Consider the following 15,743-nt stretch of genomic DNA (forward strand, 5'->3'; position numbering starts at 1 on the left):
AGGGGCACCCGCATCATCGAACCGAAGGAGCGCATCCGTGCTCGAACAAGCTGGCCGGTACACCGGCTACACCGCGTACGACTACCTGGAAGCCGGCAAGGACTACCGCGAGTTTCGCTACGCCAAGCAGATCGGCCGTGTGCCGGCCTACGACCTCGGGCTCAGTGCCGCGCAGCAGGAACGCACCGAACGTCTGCTTCGCGAAGAGACCGTGATCTCCCTGCACGAGCACGTGCAGGTCTTTCCCGAGGACATGGGCGAGCTGCGCGACCACATCCGCCAGGGCCGCGAACCCACCGGCTACCAGGGCCTCGCCCGCTCCGGGTTGACCGCCGTGTTCGACAACGGCATGGATGGCACCTGCTGCATCTCGAGCGATGCCGGCTGGAAGTACCAGGACGTGCTGTTCGACCTCGGCGTGCGCATGGCCGACCTCGCACACCAGGACTACGTGATCAAGGCCGAGTCGATCAAGGACATCCGTCACGCCGCCGAGACCGGACGGGTCGCGCACATCTTCGCGCTCGAAGCCTCGACCATGATCGAGAACGAGGTCGACCGCCTCGACGTCCTGTACGGCTTCGGCGTGCGGCAGATGGGCATCGCATACTCCGAGGCGAACATGCTCGGCGGCGGTCTCAAAGAGCGCGGAGACGGCGGGTTGACCTACTTCGGCGAGCGCGCGGTCGAGCGTATGAACAAGCTCGGCATCGCGATCGACATCTCCCACTCCGGTGACCAGACCTGTCTCGATGTGATCGCCCACTCGACCAAGCCGGTATTCATCACGCACGCCGGTGCGCGCGGCCTGTGGCCGACGAACCGCATGAAGACGGATGAGACGATCATCGAATGCGCCAAGCGCGGCGGCGTGATCGGAATCGAGGCCGCCCCTCACACGACGATCTCCCCCCAGCACCCGAAGCACTCCCTGGAATCGGTCATGGACCACTTCCAGTACTGCGTGGACCTGGTGGGACTCGAGCACGTCAGCTTCGGTCCTGACACGCTGTTCGGCGATCACGTCGGCCTGCACGACGCGTTCTCGTCGAACCTGTCGCTCGGGCAGGCACATGCGAACGTCGACTACGAGAAGCAGCCGTACGTCGACGGCATCGAGAACCCGGCCGAGGCCTTCTACAACATCATCGGCTGGCTCGTGAAGCACGACTACTCCGACGACGAGATTCGCGCCGTCGTCGGAGGGAACACCATGCGCGTACTCGAGGAGGTTTGGGTCTGATGAAGTACAGCAAGTTCCTCGCCCTCGGCGCGGCCGCGGCTCTCGCCGTCGGCCTCGCCGCGTGCGCCCCGTCCGCGCCGGAACCGGGGGAGTCATCCGGCTCCACCGGCCCGAGCGACGAGACGATCAGCATCGGCACGACGACAGATGTCGTGAACTTCAATCCGGTCCTCGGGAACAGCCGCACGGACTCGTGGATCACGAACCTGATGTATCCGCATCTGCTGAGCATCAGCGACGACGGCACCAAGGAAGCCCACGTGGCCACCGACTGGGGCTACGTGGACGACACCACCGGCTTCTACGAGATCCGCGACGATCTCACCTGGAGCGATGGTGAGCCCCTCACCGCCGAGGACGTCGCCTGGACGCTGAACGCCGTCAAGCGCGATCAGGCTCCCGGCACGTTCTACGGGCAGCTGGGCAACCTCGACACCGCGACCGCGGTGTCGGAAACCCGCGTCGAGCTCGCTCTCACTCAGCCCGACTCCTCGATCGTCGAAGAGATCGGCTTCTGGGGCGTCGTCGTTCCGAAGCACGTGTTCGAGCCGCAGGGGTCGATCGCCGAGTTCGCGAACGACGGCAGCGCCGGAGGCTGGGTGGGCATGGGGCCGTTCATCATGAGCGACTTCCAGGTCGGTCAGCACTACACGCTGAAGCGCGTCGAGGACTACCCGCTCGTCAAGGGCGGCGTCCCCGGGCCCGCCGAGGTCGTGTACCGCGTGTACCCGGACGTGAACACCGAGATCCTGGCGCTGCAGAGCGGCGAGATCGACGTGATCGCGAACGCGCTGCCACCCGCACAGGTCGAGCAGCTCAGCAGCACCGACGGCCTCCAGGTCGTCGAGGCGCCCGGGCTCGGCTACGCGCACCTGGTCTACAACATGGACAAGCCCGACCTCGCGAAGACCGAGGTGCGACAGGCTCTGGCCCATGCGGTCGACTATGACGCGATCCGCACCGTCGTGCTGCAGGGGCAGGCCGTCTCGACAGGTTCCAGCGCTCTGATGCCGGTGCTCGCGAAGTACTACGACAAGTCGGTGAAGGAGTACGAGTTCGATCCCGAGAAGTCGCGCTCCCTCATGGAGAAGGCCGGTTACACGGCAGACGCGAACGGGAATTTCCCCGTCTCGTTCCGGCTGATCTACTCGCTGCAGGACAGCGTGACCAGCCAATGGGCGCAGATGGTGAAGGACAGCGCGGCGGAGGCCGGCATCACGATCGAGCTGCAGGGCACCGAGCGCAACACATACCTCTCGATGACCAGCGAGGGCGACTACGACATCTACGCGGGCAACTTCGCGATCATGGACGATCCGGTGACGAACTTCTCGCTGTCGTACCTTCCCGGCGGTGCGATCAACTACACCCATGTCGACGACGCCGACCTGAACGCGCTGATCGAGGAGGGCATGGTCACGTTCGACGAGGACGAGAAGATCTCGATCATGCGCGAGGCGAACAAGATCGTGCACGAGCAGGTCTACGACAACATCATGTACACGCAGAACCTGTTCTTCGCGGCCAGCGACGAATGGGCCGGCTTCATCTCGAAGCCGAGCGAGCTGCTCTCGATCGTGAACCCGCTCTCGCTCGCGAGCGCGCACCCGGTCGAGTAACAACCACTGAAATCTCGAGGAAGGTCGCCCGGGTGTCCCGAGCATCGTTCATTCTCCGTCGCGTGGGTCGAGGTCTGCTCACGATCTGGTTCGCCGTGACCGTGACGTTCCTGCTCCTGCGTCTGCTTCCCGGCGACCCGGCCCTGGCGCTGGCGAGTCCGAACATGACGGACGACATCCGGGCGACCATCCTCGAGCAGTACGGGCTGGACCAGCCCCTGATCGTGCAATACGGGCTCTACATGTGGCAGCTGCTGCAGGGCAACCTCGGCATCTCGTTCACGCAGTCGATCCCGGTCACCGATGTCCTCATGCAGCGGCTGCCGTGGACCCTTCTCCTGACGATCACGGCACTGGTGCTCACGATCCTCATCGGCGTTCCACTCGGCGTCGCGGCTGCGTCCCACAAGGGGCGCTTCATCGACAGGGCGGTGCAGGTGGTCGGCGTGACGGGGCAGTCCCTGTTCGTCCCGAGCGTCGCCATCCTCCTGCTCTTCGTGTTCGGGTTGAACCTCGGATGGTTCCCGATCGGAGGTGCCTACACCAACAACACCTACGGCTTCGAGTGGTACCTCAGCGTCGCGCAGCACCTCGTCCTCCCGGCGGTGTCGCTCATGCTCATCCAGGTCGGCTCCTACGTGCTCACGATGCGTTCGACGCTGATCGAGACGCTCGGCGAGGACTACATCCTCCTGGCGAAGGCGAACGGCATCCGTGGCAGCCGCATCCTCTGGAAGCACGCCCTGCGCAACGCCCTGCTCCCCACCACGACCCTGATCGGCCTGCAACTCGGATTCCTGGTCGGCGGTGCAGTACTCACCGAGACCGTGTTTGCCTATCCGGGCATCGGGCGCGGGATCTACGAGGCCGTCACACAGCTCGACTTCCCCGTGCTGCAGGGCGCCTTCCTCATGCTCGCCATCACCGTCGTGGTCGCCAACACGATCACCGACATCATCTACGGCTACCTGGACCCGAGAGTGAAGACCTCATGACCGCTCCGATGCCCGCCTCAGAGACCCTCGCTCCGAGCGAGCCGACCGCCGCCGGCAGCGAGCGGGCGAGCGCGCACACCTGGCGCGCTTTCCGCCGGGACCCGCTCGGCATGATCTCGCTCGGGCTGCTGATCCTGCTGGTGATCGTGGCTCTCGCGGCGCCGCTGATCGCGCCCTATCCCGCCAGCTACGGACCGGACGTCCTGCGTCCGCCGAGCGGCGACCACTGGTTCGGTACCGACGCACTGGGCCGCGATGTCTTCTCCGAGGTGATCTGGGGAACGCAGCAGAGTGTGCTCGTCGCGGTGGCCGCCTCGCTGATCGCGATCGTCTTCGGCACGATCATCGCTGTTCTCGGCGCCTACTTCCGCAAGCTCGACAGCTTCATCAGCGTGATCGTCGACATGACGCTCTCGCTGCCGGTGCTCCCGCTCATGATCCTGATCGCCGCGCTCGTGGGGCCGAGCACGTCGACGATCATCTTCGTGGTCGCCGCGTTCTCCTGGCCGGAGGTCACCCGTCTCGTGCGCTCGCAGGCGCTGACCGTGGTCGGGCTGCCCTATGTCGATGCCTCGCGCCTGATGACCACCTCTCCGGTCTGGATCATCACGAAACACGTCCTCCCCGCCGTCACGCCGGTGGTCGTGGTGTCCGTGGTCGTGACGGCCTCGCGGGCCGTGCTCTCGGCCGCCGGACTCGCCTTCCTCGGCCTCGGCGACCCGACGACCTGGTCCTGGGGTCGCATCCTCTACGAGGCGCAGCAGGCCGGCGCGATGGTCAGTGCCTGGTGGCTGACACTGTTCCCCTCGATCGCGATCCTCATCCTGGTGCTGTCCGCGACCCTGTTGTCGATCGCCTACAACGATGCGCGCAACCCGCGCCACCTCGCCCGATAGGAGCCGGAGATGACCGAGTTCGATCAGCGGCTCGCGCCCGAGTTCTTCGATCGCGTGCAGACCGGTGTCCGCGACCGGATGGGGGCGCAGGGCTTCGACGCCTTCCTCACCGACCATCCGGAGGACATCGCGTACCTCACCGGCTTCTTCCACCACCCTTCCGAGCGTCCGGTGGCGATCTGGATCGAGGCGAACGGCAGGGTGGTGATGCTGTTGCCCGAACTGGAACGCGAGTACGCAGAGTCGCAGTCCGCGAGGGCAGAACTGGTGGCGTTCTTCGAGTTCCCCGGAGTCGTTGCACCGTTCGAGGCTCTGGCTCGCGCGGTCTCGCCGCGGGGGCGGGTCGGGTTCGCGTCGTCCATGCCGTTCTCCCGTCTCTCGGCGGTGAGGGAGGCGATGCCCGGAGCCGATCTCGTCGCCTCGGATCTGTTGACCCGCGCCCGTTTCGTGAAGTTCCCCGAGGAGGTGACCCTGCACCGCGAGGCCGCCCGCGTGACGGATCGGATGCTCGAGGCCGGGGTTTCGCTGGTGGTCGAGGCCGTCGCAGCCGGGGGAGAGCTCCCCACCGAGGCCGAGCTCGAGCGTCACGTCACGGCGACGGGTACCGGCATCATGTACGCAGAGCACCGCAACGTGGTGGTGGCCTCCCTGCTCGCCGGCGGGCTGGTCTACTCCGGCGCGAACTCCGCCTTCCCGCACGGGCTCCCTTCGGTGAACCGCCTCAAAGCCGGCGACACCTTCATGCTGTCGTTGGGCTGCGCGGTGGGCGGTCGCTTCATCGAGGGCGAGCGCACCTTCGTGCTGGGCGAGCCCACGGCGGAGCAGCGGCGCTACCACGACACGATCAACGCGGCGCAGCAGCTCGGGCGTGAGACCATCCGCGCCGGGCTCGAGTGTCGCGAAGCCAACCGCCTCTGTCTCGACGTGATCCGCGGTGCCGGACTCGGCGCGTTCATCCGGCATCGTCAAGGACACGGAATCGGTCTCGGCATGCACGAGGCGCCCTGGCTGGAAGACGGCGATGCGACGCTGCTGGAGGCGGGCATGGTCGTCTCGAACGAGCCGGGCATCTACGTCCCACGGCACGCGGGGTACCGCATCAGCGACAGCATGCTCGTGACGGACACCGGCGCCGAACCTCTGACCACCTACCCCCGCAGTCTCGACGACTGCATCATCGCGCTCTGACGCCCCGGAATCCGAGAGAGAGAAGAGAACATGACATCGACACCGCCGGTATCGCCGGAGTTCGCCGCAGCCACCAGCACCCACGAGTGGGTCGAGATCAACGGCAACCACCTGGCCGTCGAGGTGCTCGGTCCTGAGGGGGCGCCCGTCATCATCACCCACCACGGTGCTCCTGGTCTCGGTTCCCGTGCGGAACCGCGTGCCAGCTTCGGGCGCCTGGCCGACGAGTACCGCGTCGTGGTGTTCGATGCGCGCGGGAGCGGCCAGAGCGACGGGGAAGGCGTCTACAGCCACGAGCAGTGGGCGGCGGACATCGATGGTCTGCGGGAATGGATCGGCGCCGAGAAGATCGTGATGGCGGGGGGCTCGTACGGCGGCTTCATGGCCATGGAGTACGCGCTGCGATACCCGGAGCGGGTGGCGGCCATCGTGCTGCGCGACACTTCGCCGGACAACTCCAACGCCCATCTGGCTCGCGAGAACGCGCTCGCCTCCGACCGCGTGACGATCGACATGGAGAAGTTCGATCGCATCGACGTGGGACAGGTCCACGACGACGAAGACCTCAAGGACTGCTGGCGCGAGATCCTGCCTCTGTACGACTTCGTCTACGATCCGGAGGCGACCGAGCGCAAGGTGCAGGCCACGCCGTACCGCTACCGCGCGCACAACTACGCCTTCTCGGTGAACCTTCCGAATTATGACCTCAAGCCACGGCTGCACGAGATCGGTGTGCCGACACTCATCACCGTGGGCCGGACGGACTGGATCACGCCAGTATCGTGTAGCCAGACGATCGCCGATCTCATCCCGGACTCCGAGATGGTGGTGTTCGAGAAATCGGGGCACTCCCCGCAGATCGAGGAGGCAGAGGCGTGGACGAAGACCGTGCGCACGTTCCTGCACCGGGTGTACCCGCCGACCCGATGAGCAGTGTTCACCTGACGAGAGAAGTGAACGACCTCGACCGACGGATCGTCGTAGCGCTGCAGCAGGACGGGCGCGCAAGCTGGACATCGATCGCGGAGTTCGCCGGAGCATCGGTCTCGACCGTCACGCGACGCGGCCAGCAGCTGCTGGCGGAAGGGCTGGTGCGTGTAGGGATCGTGCCGACCTTGGGCAGCGAAGGGCACGTGGAGACCTTCTTCGTGCGCATCAACTGCACACCGGGGTCGCAGTTGAGTGTCGCGCAGGCGCTGATCGGCTCGCCCTACGTGCGCTTCGTGACCTTGGTGACCGGCAAGTTCGACGTGTTCGCCGAGGTCGTCATCCCGGGCGACTCCGCGACGTATGCGCATGTCCTCACCGATCTGCAGGCGATCCCGGGCGTCGAACGGTGGCGCAGCGACCTGGTCGTGCACACGTACAAGGTGAGCTTCGACTGGGGGCGGCAGCTCTACGACGCCCATGCCGAGGCTGCAAGCGACCCGCAGTCGTACATGCCCGCGCCGAACACTTGCGATCCCACGCACTTCGATGACGCCGACCGGGCCATCGTCGAAGAGCTGCGTCACAACGGCCGTGCGTCGTTCCAGTCGATCGGCGACACGCTCGACATGAACGAGAGCAGCGTGCGCCGTCGCTACGAGCGGATGCGCAACGCCGGATGCCTGACCACCGTGACGATGGTGCCGGCATCGGCACTGGGGATGAGTGCCGAGACACTGTTGATCCTGCGGGTAGAACCGTCGCGGATCGCCTCCGTCGCCCAGACGCTCGCCCATCACGTGTCGGTGCGATTCCTCGCCGCGGCGTTGGAGGAGAACTCGCTCTATTGCGAGATCATCCTTCCGAGCACCGAGACCCTGCACGACTTCCTCACCGGGACCATCGCGCACCTCAAGGGAGTTCGCGGATGGAATGCGGCGATGGAGCTCGTCTTCATGAAGCGCGGCTTCATCGAGACGCCGTGGTGGCGGGCCCAGGTGGCCTCGGCAGGGGCTGTGGACACCGGGTCGTAGCCCCGGGTTTCCGTGACGGCACCCTCCGCGCGTGGTGTCAAGGGGCTTCCCCGGGCACGACCTGTGGCGCACTCTCTAGGGAGAGAGAGTCCTGGAGGGCCCCACATGTCTGAACTTCCGGATCCGCGTTTCATGCTGAATCGCATCACGGCGTCGGAATGGGTGATCAACGACCTTCGATACTCGCCCAACGACCCGCGCCATGTCGTCGCGTGCGTGTACGAACTCGCCGAGACCGAGGTCGAGGTGACCTGGCTGCGTGACCTGCCGCTCGCCACGCGTTATGGAACCGCATTCGAGGTGCTCGAGGATGTCGAGAGAATGCGTGGTTCGAGCAGGGCCACACGTCCGATCTCCATTCCCCATCGGCCGCCGCTGCTGGCGACCTAGTCGTCCCGCGGCACGGACAGCGAACGAAGAAGCGCACCCCTTCGATCTCCGAGGGGGTGCGCTTCGTCCATGCCGCGCTGCGGAGCTCAGTCGGCCACGTGCGGGATCACAGCAGCTGCAGATCGGTCACGCACGTGCGATCGTCCGGCGACGTGGTCGACAGCGGCACGGTGCCCGTCAGGCCGGCGCTCTCGACGGTCAGCGTCGCCTCGATTCCCCGAGGCACCCAGACGCCGGTGAACCCGTTGTCGTGGGTGCGGCGCATCTCGTCGATGAGCACCGTCCCGTCGTCGGCGGTGAGGACGATGCGCATCTCGGTGTCGGAGAGCTCGCCGACGCACGTCGTGAGGCTGTGGAAGTGGCACTCATGGGTCTGTTCGCGGAATGGTGCGACCGAGATGTACACCGCGTCGTCGGGCATCGGCAGCCTACTCTCCCGGCCGCTGGTGTCACGCAGCAGGAGCGCGTCGGGTTCGACGGATGCGAGGAGATCGTCCGGGCGGTCCGCCACGGGCATCGCGTCGAGTCGTTCGATCACCTCGCCGACGTCGAGCCCGGCGAGGTCGTGCGCGGCGAGCAGGTCCCGCGCCGACGCCACCGAGTCGACGTCGGCGGGGGAGACGGCGGGCGCGCACCCGGACAGGGCGATTCCGGCGACGGCCAACGCGGCGAGCCCCGCGGACAGCCTCCGTCGTCGACGTGATGCGGAGACCGACGGAGAGGCGGGAGACGTGGTGGAGGGGAGGGGATGGTTCATGGGGACGGTCCTTCGTGCGAGGTGGGGCCGGTGTGGGCGGGGATACGCCGACACCGACCCCGAAATGGGTTCAGAGGGTGGAGAGGAGGTCCTTCATCTCCTGGATCTCCTCGGTCTGCGCGTCGATGATCGTCTGGGCGAGTTCGATCGCTTCCGGATGGCTCCCGCCGTCGACCTCCGCCCGCGCCATCTCGACGGCTCCCTCGTGGTGCACGATCATCTGGTCGAGGAACAGGCGCGACGCTTCGGGACCGTCGGCGGAGCGGAGCGCGGCGAGGTCGTCGTCGCTCATCATCCCGTCGCCGTGGTCCATCCCGTTCGCGTCGCGGTCGTCGGAGCCGATGCCCCAATCGTCCAACCAGCCCTCGAGCTGTTCGATCTCCGGGCCCTGCGCGGCCTTGATCCGCTGGGCGAGTTCGGCCACCTCGGGGTCGATCCCCTCCACTCCGAGCACGATGTCGCTCATCTCGATCGCCTGCTCGTGGTGCACGATCATCATCGAGGCGAACATGACGTCGGCATCGTTGACGTCGGCATCGCTCATGCCGGCCGATGGTGACGACGAGCTGTGGTCCATGCCGGGCATGGAAGCGTCGTCGGTGCCGGTCGCGCAGCCGGACAGCAGCAGAACGGCGGACAGGGTGAGTGCGGCGGTTGCCGCAGCACGAATCTTCATGGGTGTGTTCTCCAAATACGCATAGTCGTTGCGCACACGCCGGACGACGGCGCGCGAGGGTGAGAGGCCTGGAGCCGTGGCGCGAGAGCGCGGGCTCGACGGCTGCTCAGGTGCGACTGATGCAGAGAACGTGCAGAGAAGGGGCGCGGGGGAGGACCCGCGCGGCCAGGACCTCGAGAAGGGGCGAGCGGAGGAGCATCGCCGTCCAGCCGCGAAGCACTCCAGGCGCGATGAGGAGTACGAGGGCGAGGAGGAGCGCGAGGACGCACATCATCGCCATGCCGGCGTGATCATCGGTGCCGCAGCCTGCGCAGGACATCGCGGTCGTGCCGGACGGGTCTTCGGACGGGTGCGCCTGCACCTCTGCGGTGCCGTGATGCGCGGATACCGGCTCGGACACGGTCATCGCCGCCGAAATCGCCGCCGCCGGAGTGTCGGCCGCCGCAGTGCCGTGCAGATTCAGGGTGTGCATCCCCAGCAGCCCCAGGATGACTGCGGCGACGAGGAGCACGCCCGACAGCACACCCCGGAAGACGCTCGATGAGCCTCTTCCGGACCACGTCGCCGCCACCGGTGCCATGAGAGCAAGTCTACGGGGCGCGGGTGACGGCGACCGGTGCGCTGCGGGCCGGCGAGGGTGTGCGGTCAGACGTCGGGGCCGTCGTCGTGCTCGTCCGCGCCGGCAGCGACGCGGTCGGCCTCGGCGCTGTCGACGAGCGCGTCATCGACATCCGGATCGAGAACACGCTCGCCGTCGACCTCCCTCGTCGGCACACCCGTCGGGTCGGTCGGGTCGTCGTCATGGGGGAGCGGGGGAACCGGGGGAATGATCGGGTTCGACATGATCGCATCCTTTCGTCGAGATGGGTTCACGGTAGAACGCGGGGCGTGCGGTCGGAATCGGGTTGACGCTCGTGCAGACGCGCGCTAGCGCGGCCGACGCGACGCGGTCATCCGGCGGATCGAGGGTGATAGACCGATTGGGCCTCTACGGCTGCGGTGCCGAAATCACCATCTGCATTGATGGCGTGGCCGCGAGCCAGCGCGAGTCCGGTGGCCCGACCTCGTCCTTTGAGCACGGCGCCGCGCAGGTCAGGATCGGGGTCGCGGTAGCTCCCGCCGCTCGTGAGCGCGACGTTCACCGCCGTGACATCGCCGAGGATCTGCGATCCATCGCCCAGAGTGGAAGCGCCGGCGAGGTCGATCCTCCCGATCAGACGCACCCGGCTGCCGATCGTGATCACGGAATCGGAACGGTTCGCGAGCAGAGCCACCGCATGCGGGCCGAACTCGTTGTCGGTGCCGATGCTCACGCGTCCGCCGCCGGTCGCCTCGATTCGGGTGCCCTCGAAGAAGCGGTTGTCGTCACCGATGAGGAGAGTGCCGGGGTCGGCGTCGATGCGGACGTTCGGACAGAACACATTGCCGGTCCCGATCTCGGCGTGCGCGGAGAGGAGGGCGGAGAAAGGGTCGAGGAAGACGTTGAGGTCGTCCGCGATGAGCTGGCTCACCGTCCGATATCCCTGCGACGCACGCACACGATCCGCGTAGCCCAGGGGCGTGTGCGTCATGGCGCCTCCTGGTCACTACCGCGTGAGACGAAGAAAGCCCCCGGAGAACCGGGGGCTTTTTCTGTGGACCTGAGGGGACTCGAACCCCTGACTTCGGTTCGATACTTCGGATTTGAGTCGTGGTGACCAGTCACCACGGCAATGAATCGGCACGACTGTCGGTCGCGGCCGTTCCGTAGCCCCATTCAGCCGCGAGCACGCCGGGACCGAAGTCCCAGCGGACCTGGTGAAGACTCGTCGGAGTGGTGAGGCGGCGTCGCATGCGGGTCTCGTTCTGAGAGGTGGTTTCAATCTCCTCGATCCAATCGGGGACCGCGCGCTTGTCGAAGCGCACCCAATTGGCAACTTTTCGCGCGGTTCTTGCGACACCGACTGCCGTGGAGCGAAGTGCCGCGGGCTCCGAGGTAACGATGTCTTGCTGCAGCGCGAGTAGCACGGACTCGCCCGGCGTGATCGCACGATCGAACTCAATCGTGTATCCGACCGCATGCCTGGACGGATGCAGAACCAGGGTGATGATCGAGCCACCCCCCAGCATTCTGAGCTGGGGGAGCCGCACGAAGGCCTTGTGCTCGTAGTGGATCTGACTCACTCTGTCCAGTGTCCCGTGAGCGCACTGGATGACGTCGTAGGTTGTGGTCCGAACGGGCGACCCGAACGCCCCGACATCTGTGACGCGCGTCGTCGAGGTCAGGAGCACTTGGTCGTCCGGAGGGGCCCCGAGCATCGGACGCAAGTCATCCACGATGTCTTCAGGATCAGTTGAGAGAGCAGCCGCCAAACGCTGGTCGAGTCGCACGTCGGTGGGGGGAGCATGCCTTGCGTGGGTGACGGCATCTGCGGCGTTGACGAGTACGCCCGTCGGCAAATCGAGTATCTCTTCGAGGGCGATCAGCGTTTCCCATTGCCGCCGCAGGTCTGGTCGGCGCTCGCCGGAGCGCCAGTAACTGAGTGTCGTCACGGATACGTGCGCGCCTCTCACCGAGAGTCGCACTCGCAGTTCGGCTAGCGAGAGTCCCGAACGATCGATTCCATCTCGTAGCAGCTCGGCAAACGGTCGTGTCATCCTGGCCTACGCGACCTGCTTGCTCGGTACGACGACTGGATAATGTACGACACGTTTTCACGTCGCTGCTCGAAGTGTGATCGGATTCTGTCAGTTCCCACTCAAGAACTCACCTCATCCCCTCGTCCCCAGCGCACGCGTAGCACGCCAGGCCCGAAGCTTGAGCGATACCGATGCAATGAAGAGGTGCCGGTCACCAAGGATTCCACTCGAGTCTTCTCGCCGCTCTCGATTTCCATCGCCCAGTCAGGAATCCACCGCTCATCGAAGCGGAATGACTGCGTGATCTCTCGCACCGGATGGCGTACTACGGTCGCGTACTCGGTTCGGAACGGTGGCTCACGGAGATGGGTGACGCGGTATTCGACCATTCCTGTCTGACCTTTACGCAGAGTCTCGTCGAGTTCCACTCTGTAGCCCCATAAGCCATTTGGGTGCATGTGAGCCCTGTCTTCGCGCCCGCCCGCCAGCACACTCAGCGATGCATCGGTATTCCAACCGACCTTCGGGTCGAACAGAAGCGCGAAGGCATCCACGGAAGCGGTGACGCACTGTAGCAACAGAATCGTGGACACTGCGGAGACGCTCCCGTGGAGATCGACGTCGACGACTTCTTGCACCGACAAGATCCGAATGCCGTCTGGCCACGGGAGCCCGAGTTCCTCAAGGAGTTCTTGCTCCGATTCAGTTCGATCCTCGATCCCGGATCGGGAGGACACAGATCCGAGTCGCCTGGACTGCCCCACCAGATGCTGCGTCAAGGTCCCCTGGGGCAACTCCAATGCAACCTCGATCAAGGCCACAACCGCCAACGAGTATTCTCCCTCCGGGTGTCGTTGACCAGACCGCCAGTACGAAAGAGTCGCGGCGGAGATCGACCGGCCTTGTCGCTCAAGCTTCGCCCTCAACCACGAGAGCGAGCGCCCTTTCAGATCGAAGGCTCGCTCAAACTCCTCCGCGAACGACGCAGCGGGGGGTCGTCGGCCATGCTGGCCCCGTTCTACGGGACTGAAGGCAGTTCCAGCAACCCGTTCGTCGGGACAAGACATGCTTTGAGTGTACGCGCGCAACCCCCGCTTCCACGGGCTCCGCTCCGCGATGCGAACCCGTGCTGCGCATTCACATTTCATTCTGCTCGGTGAACGGGCAGCGCCTAGCGTTTTCTGCTGTAGCGGACACGTCATCCGCGACCCAAAACCCAGCGCTCAAGGAGTACCGATGTCTGCCCTTTCGGCCAAGAACGCGCGACGCAGATGGGGATGGGCGGCCACGCTCATACTGATGTCTGTCGTGCTGGCCTCGTTGACGCCAGCACCAGCGACCGCCGCAGAGGTGGCTGCTTTCCGATCGTCGGTCGAGGCCGTTGACGAAATGGTCAGTCGCTTCGAACCTGACAGCGCGCTGAATCACGTCGTTGAGGTGACAGCGTCGGAGAAGGCCGACGGAGAGTTTGACGCGACCAGCCTCGCCGACGGAGATCCCTCCAGCAAATGGGTTGTCCGGAGTACCGCGGGTTGGGCGCAGTACCGACTAGACGACTCGAACGGTCTGGAGCGACTAGTCAGCTACACGCTGACGTCTGGCAACGATGCGCCAGAGCGGGATCCCCTCGCTTTTCGAGTGCTCGCATCCACCGATGGAGTCGATTGGGCGACAATTGATCGGCGCAAGGATGTGGTGTTCGAGGGCCGGCTTCAGACTCTCGACTTCACCATCACGCGGCCGATCCTCCCCTTCAAGTACCTCAGGTTGGATATCGAGAGTGTCCGGGGCCCGAGCAGTGGTCTGATGCAGCTTGCGGGCTGGGAGCCGAAGCTCCTCCGTGATGGCCCTTCGACTGTCCCGGCTCCTGAGCTTGTCCACGACACGAGGATTACTGTCACCGCAGGTCGCGTCGAGCCGGGGGAAGAGGTGCAAGTCACTGGTACCGGCTTTGCACCGAGTGAGGTCGTGTCATTTCGCATTGCTGACGCGGAACCGGTGGCAGCGACCACAACCGACGGCGGCGTCGTAAGCACCTCCCTCATCGTGCCCGAGGGCACGCCGGACGGCGTGCAACTGGTGACTGCCCTCGGCATCGAATCGAATGCTGAGGCTCGGGCCAACTTGCACGTGCACTCCGGGTCCAAGCAGCCAGCGAAGACCGGCGTTTCGCTCTCAACGTCGGCGGCTGAGCCAGTTGTCGGCGAGTCCGTAACGCTCACGGCGACGGTCTTTCCGTCAGATGCCGCTGGAAAGGTTGAGTTCCTCGAAGGGAAGACCGTGATCGGGTCAGCGGAAGTCGCAACAGGTATCGGGGCGGTCGACGTGGTGATCGCCACAAGCGGGATGCATCACTATTTGGTGCGCTTCACGCCGACCGATCCGGAGGAATATCTCGAATCCATCGGCCGGTTGAATATAAACGCGCGGAGCGCTTCCGCGGGTAATGCGGAGATCGCGCCCAACGCAAAGGCAGTGCTGCAAGGGGGCACCTTCGAGCTTGCCGGGCGCGGATTCTCAGGTGGAGAGGAAGTCTCCATCGTGCTCAGTCCCGACCCGAACGGCCTCATGAAGGTCGTCACCGACGGCGAGGGCGCATTTCGAGCCAAGGTCACGGTGCCCGAGACCGCGGCGGTGGGGACGCACTCTATTGTCGTGACGGGCCGGGAATCCAAGCTCGAGGCTCACAATGCGATTAAGGTGACTGCCCAGGCATCGGCGGCCAGCGGTCTTGCCAGTACCGGAGGCATCGTGCCCTATGCCCAAATTGTGCTGGGCCTCTTCCTCCTGTCCGCGAGCGCTCTGCTCGCGTTGCGACACCGACAGCAGGGTTGACTCCCCGGGCTCTGTTGTCGGACATCGGCCTGAGGTCCCAGCTCAGGCCCGAACCGCTCCTCACGTGCGAGACGCGAGGAGCGGTTCATTCTGAACACGAAGACGCTCGCAGTGGCGCGTACTCATGTGCGAAACGGATGCGTTCCTACCGGTGCTACGTTGCGCGTCGCACGGCACATGTCGTTGTCACCCAGTAGACCGGAGCCGCCGGCTCAGTCAACCCGCCCCGCTCGAGCGCCTCACGCACGTGCGGCCACGCGGTCGGAATCCCGTAGACCCCGGGGAAGGGGAGTGGTCCGTCGGCATATGCCGCCAGCACGAGGATGGTCGGCGAACCGGTGCAGATGCGCACCCGCGACGAGACGATCGTCCTGGTCCACGACGATCGTCATCCTCTCCACCACCCAGGGGTCCATGACGTCGCCGGGCTGGCGTTCCAGACTGCTCATGACGGCGTTCACCGAGACGCGAGCTCTCGGGATCACCGCCGAAAGGGTGGGCGTTCACCAGATCGGTGAGTTGATCGCGGTCATCACGCCGGAAGTCGGGCGCGGAAAGTGGCAT

General features: G+C 65.5%; 16 protein-coding genes. 9 read left to right on the forward strand and 7 right to left on the reverse strand.

The genetic code is table 11. From position 1 onward, the window contains the following. The first annotated feature begins 37 nt into the window (after nucleotides 1-37). The 8 genes from GZ64_RS0102260 (at nucleotide 38) to GZ64_RS0102295 (ending at nucleotide 8,292) form a co-directional block, all read left to right on the forward strand. Complete coding sequence (locus GZ64_RS0102260; protein WP_021198528.1) at nucleotides 38-1,243, forward strand: dipeptidase; 1,206 nt, start codon at nucleotides 38-40, stop codon at nucleotides 1,241-1,243. Further along, the gene (locus tag GZ64_RS0102265; protein ID WP_021198529.1) at nucleotides 1,243-2,862 is read left to right on the forward strand and encodes an ABC transporter substrate-binding protein; all 1,620 of its coding nucleotides are present in this window, start codon (nucleotides 1,243-1,245) and stop codon (nucleotides 2,860-2,862) included. The genes GZ64_RS0102260 and GZ64_RS0102265 overlap by 1 nt, the downstream gene beginning before the upstream one ends. Nucleotides 2,863-2,894: 32 nt before the next feature. After that, nucleotides 2,895-3,857, forward strand: coding sequence for an ABC transporter permease (locus tag GZ64_RS0102270; RefSeq protein ID WP_021198530.1), 963 nt, complete (start codon nucleotides 2,895-2,897; stop codon nucleotides 3,855-3,857). Beyond that, the gene (locus GZ64_RS0102275; RefSeq protein ID WP_021198531.1) at nucleotides 3,854-4,753 is read left to right on the forward strand and encodes an ABC transporter permease; all 900 of its coding nucleotides are present in this window, start codon (nucleotides 3,854-3,856) and stop codon (nucleotides 4,751-4,753) included. Before GZ64_RS0102270 ends, GZ64_RS0102275 begins: the two co-directional genes overlap by 4 nt. A gap of 9 nt (nucleotides 4,754-4,762) precedes the next feature. Then, on the forward strand, nucleotides 4,763-5,941 hold the full coding sequence (locus GZ64_RS0102280; RefSeq protein ID WP_029260179.1) for a M24 family metallopeptidase: 1,179 nt from the start codon (nucleotides 4,763-4,765) through the stop codon (nucleotides 5,939-5,941). A gap of 30 nt (nucleotides 5,942-5,971) precedes the next feature. Next, on the forward strand, nucleotides 5,972-6,871 hold the full coding sequence (locus GZ64_RS0102285) for an alpha/beta fold hydrolase (protein WP_021198533.1): 900 nt from the start codon (nucleotides 5,972-5,974) through the stop codon (nucleotides 6,869-6,871). A 23-nt stretch (nucleotides 6,872-6,894) separates the two neighbouring features. Then, nucleotides 6,895-7,902 carry an Lrp/AsnC family transcriptional regulator gene (locus GZ64_RS0102290; protein WP_231479810.1) on the forward strand — a complete coding sequence of 336 codons (1,008 nt, stop codon included), beginning with the start codon at nucleotides 6,895-6,897 and terminating at the stop codon, nucleotides 7,900-7,902. A 105-nt stretch (nucleotides 7,903-8,007) separates the two neighbouring features. Next, complete coding sequence (locus GZ64_RS0102295; protein WP_021198535.1) at nucleotides 8,008-8,292, forward strand: hypothetical protein; 285 nt, start codon at nucleotides 8,008-8,010, stop codon at nucleotides 8,290-8,292. 106 nt (nucleotides 8,293-8,398) lie between these two features. On the opposite strand, the gene GZ64_RS0102300 is transcribed toward GZ64_RS0102295, so the two are convergent. From GZ64_RS0102300 to GZ64_RS0102330, 7 genes are all read right to left on the reverse strand, one after another. After that, entirely contained in the window at nucleotides 8,399-9,049 is a 651-nt protein-coding gene (locus GZ64_RS0102300) for a CueP family metal-binding protein (protein WP_051667808.1), read from the reverse strand. 70 nt (nucleotides 9,050-9,119) lie between these two features. Further along, nucleotides 9,120-9,725 (reverse strand): DUF305 domain-containing protein, encoded by a 606-nt coding sequence (locus GZ64_RS0102305; protein ID WP_029264975.1) that lies wholly within the window; start codon nucleotides 9,723-9,725, stop codon nucleotides 9,120-9,122. 106 nt (nucleotides 9,726-9,831) lie between these two features. Continuing rightward, the gene (locus GZ64_RS0102310) at nucleotides 9,832-10,305 is read right to left on the reverse strand and encodes a DUF6153 family protein (protein ID WP_051667809.1); all 474 of its coding nucleotides are present in this window, start codon (nucleotides 10,303-10,305) and stop codon (nucleotides 9,832-9,834) included. Nucleotides 10,306-10,370: 65 nt separating this feature from the next. Continuing rightward, a complete protein-coding gene (locus tag GZ64_RS0102315; protein WP_029264977.1) occupies nucleotides 10,371-10,568 on the reverse strand; it encodes a hypothetical protein in 198 nt (65 codons plus the stop codon). Between the two features lie 107 nt (nucleotides 10,569-10,675). Beyond that, nucleotides 10,676-11,296, reverse strand: a complete 621-nt coding sequence (locus GZ64_RS0102320; RefSeq protein ID WP_029264979.1) for a hypothetical protein — start codon at nucleotides 11,294-11,296, stop codon at nucleotides 10,676-10,678. Nucleotides 11,297-11,426: 130 nt separating this feature from the next. Beyond that, entirely contained in the window at nucleotides 11,427-12,257 is an 831-nt protein-coding gene (locus tag GZ64_RS0102325; protein ID WP_136025453.1) for a hypothetical protein, read from the reverse strand. A 206-nt stretch (nucleotides 12,258-12,463) separates the two neighbouring features. Continuing rightward, nucleotides 12,464-12,982: a hypothetical protein gene (locus GZ64_RS0102330; RefSeq protein ID WP_136025452.1), complete on the reverse strand. Its 519-nt coding sequence runs from the start codon at nucleotides 12,980-12,982 to the stop codon at nucleotides 12,464-12,466. Between the two features lie 661 nt (nucleotides 12,983-13,643). Between GZ64_RS0102330 and GZ64_RS0102335 the strand changes: the two genes are divergently transcribed. Continuing rightward, nucleotides 13,644-15,179 (forward strand): hypothetical protein, encoded by a 1,536-nt coding sequence (locus GZ64_RS0102335; RefSeq protein ID WP_136025451.1) that lies wholly within the window; start codon nucleotides 13,644-13,646, stop codon nucleotides 15,177-15,179. The last annotated feature ends 564 nt before the right edge of the window (nucleotides 15,180-15,743 follow it).

Origin of the sequence: Microbacterium sp. Cr-K32 (genome assembly GCF_000708345.1) — a bacterium.
Taxonomy (GTDB): Bacteria; Actinomycetota; Actinomycetes; order Actinomycetales; family Microbacteriaceae; genus Microbacterium; species Microbacterium maritypicum_A.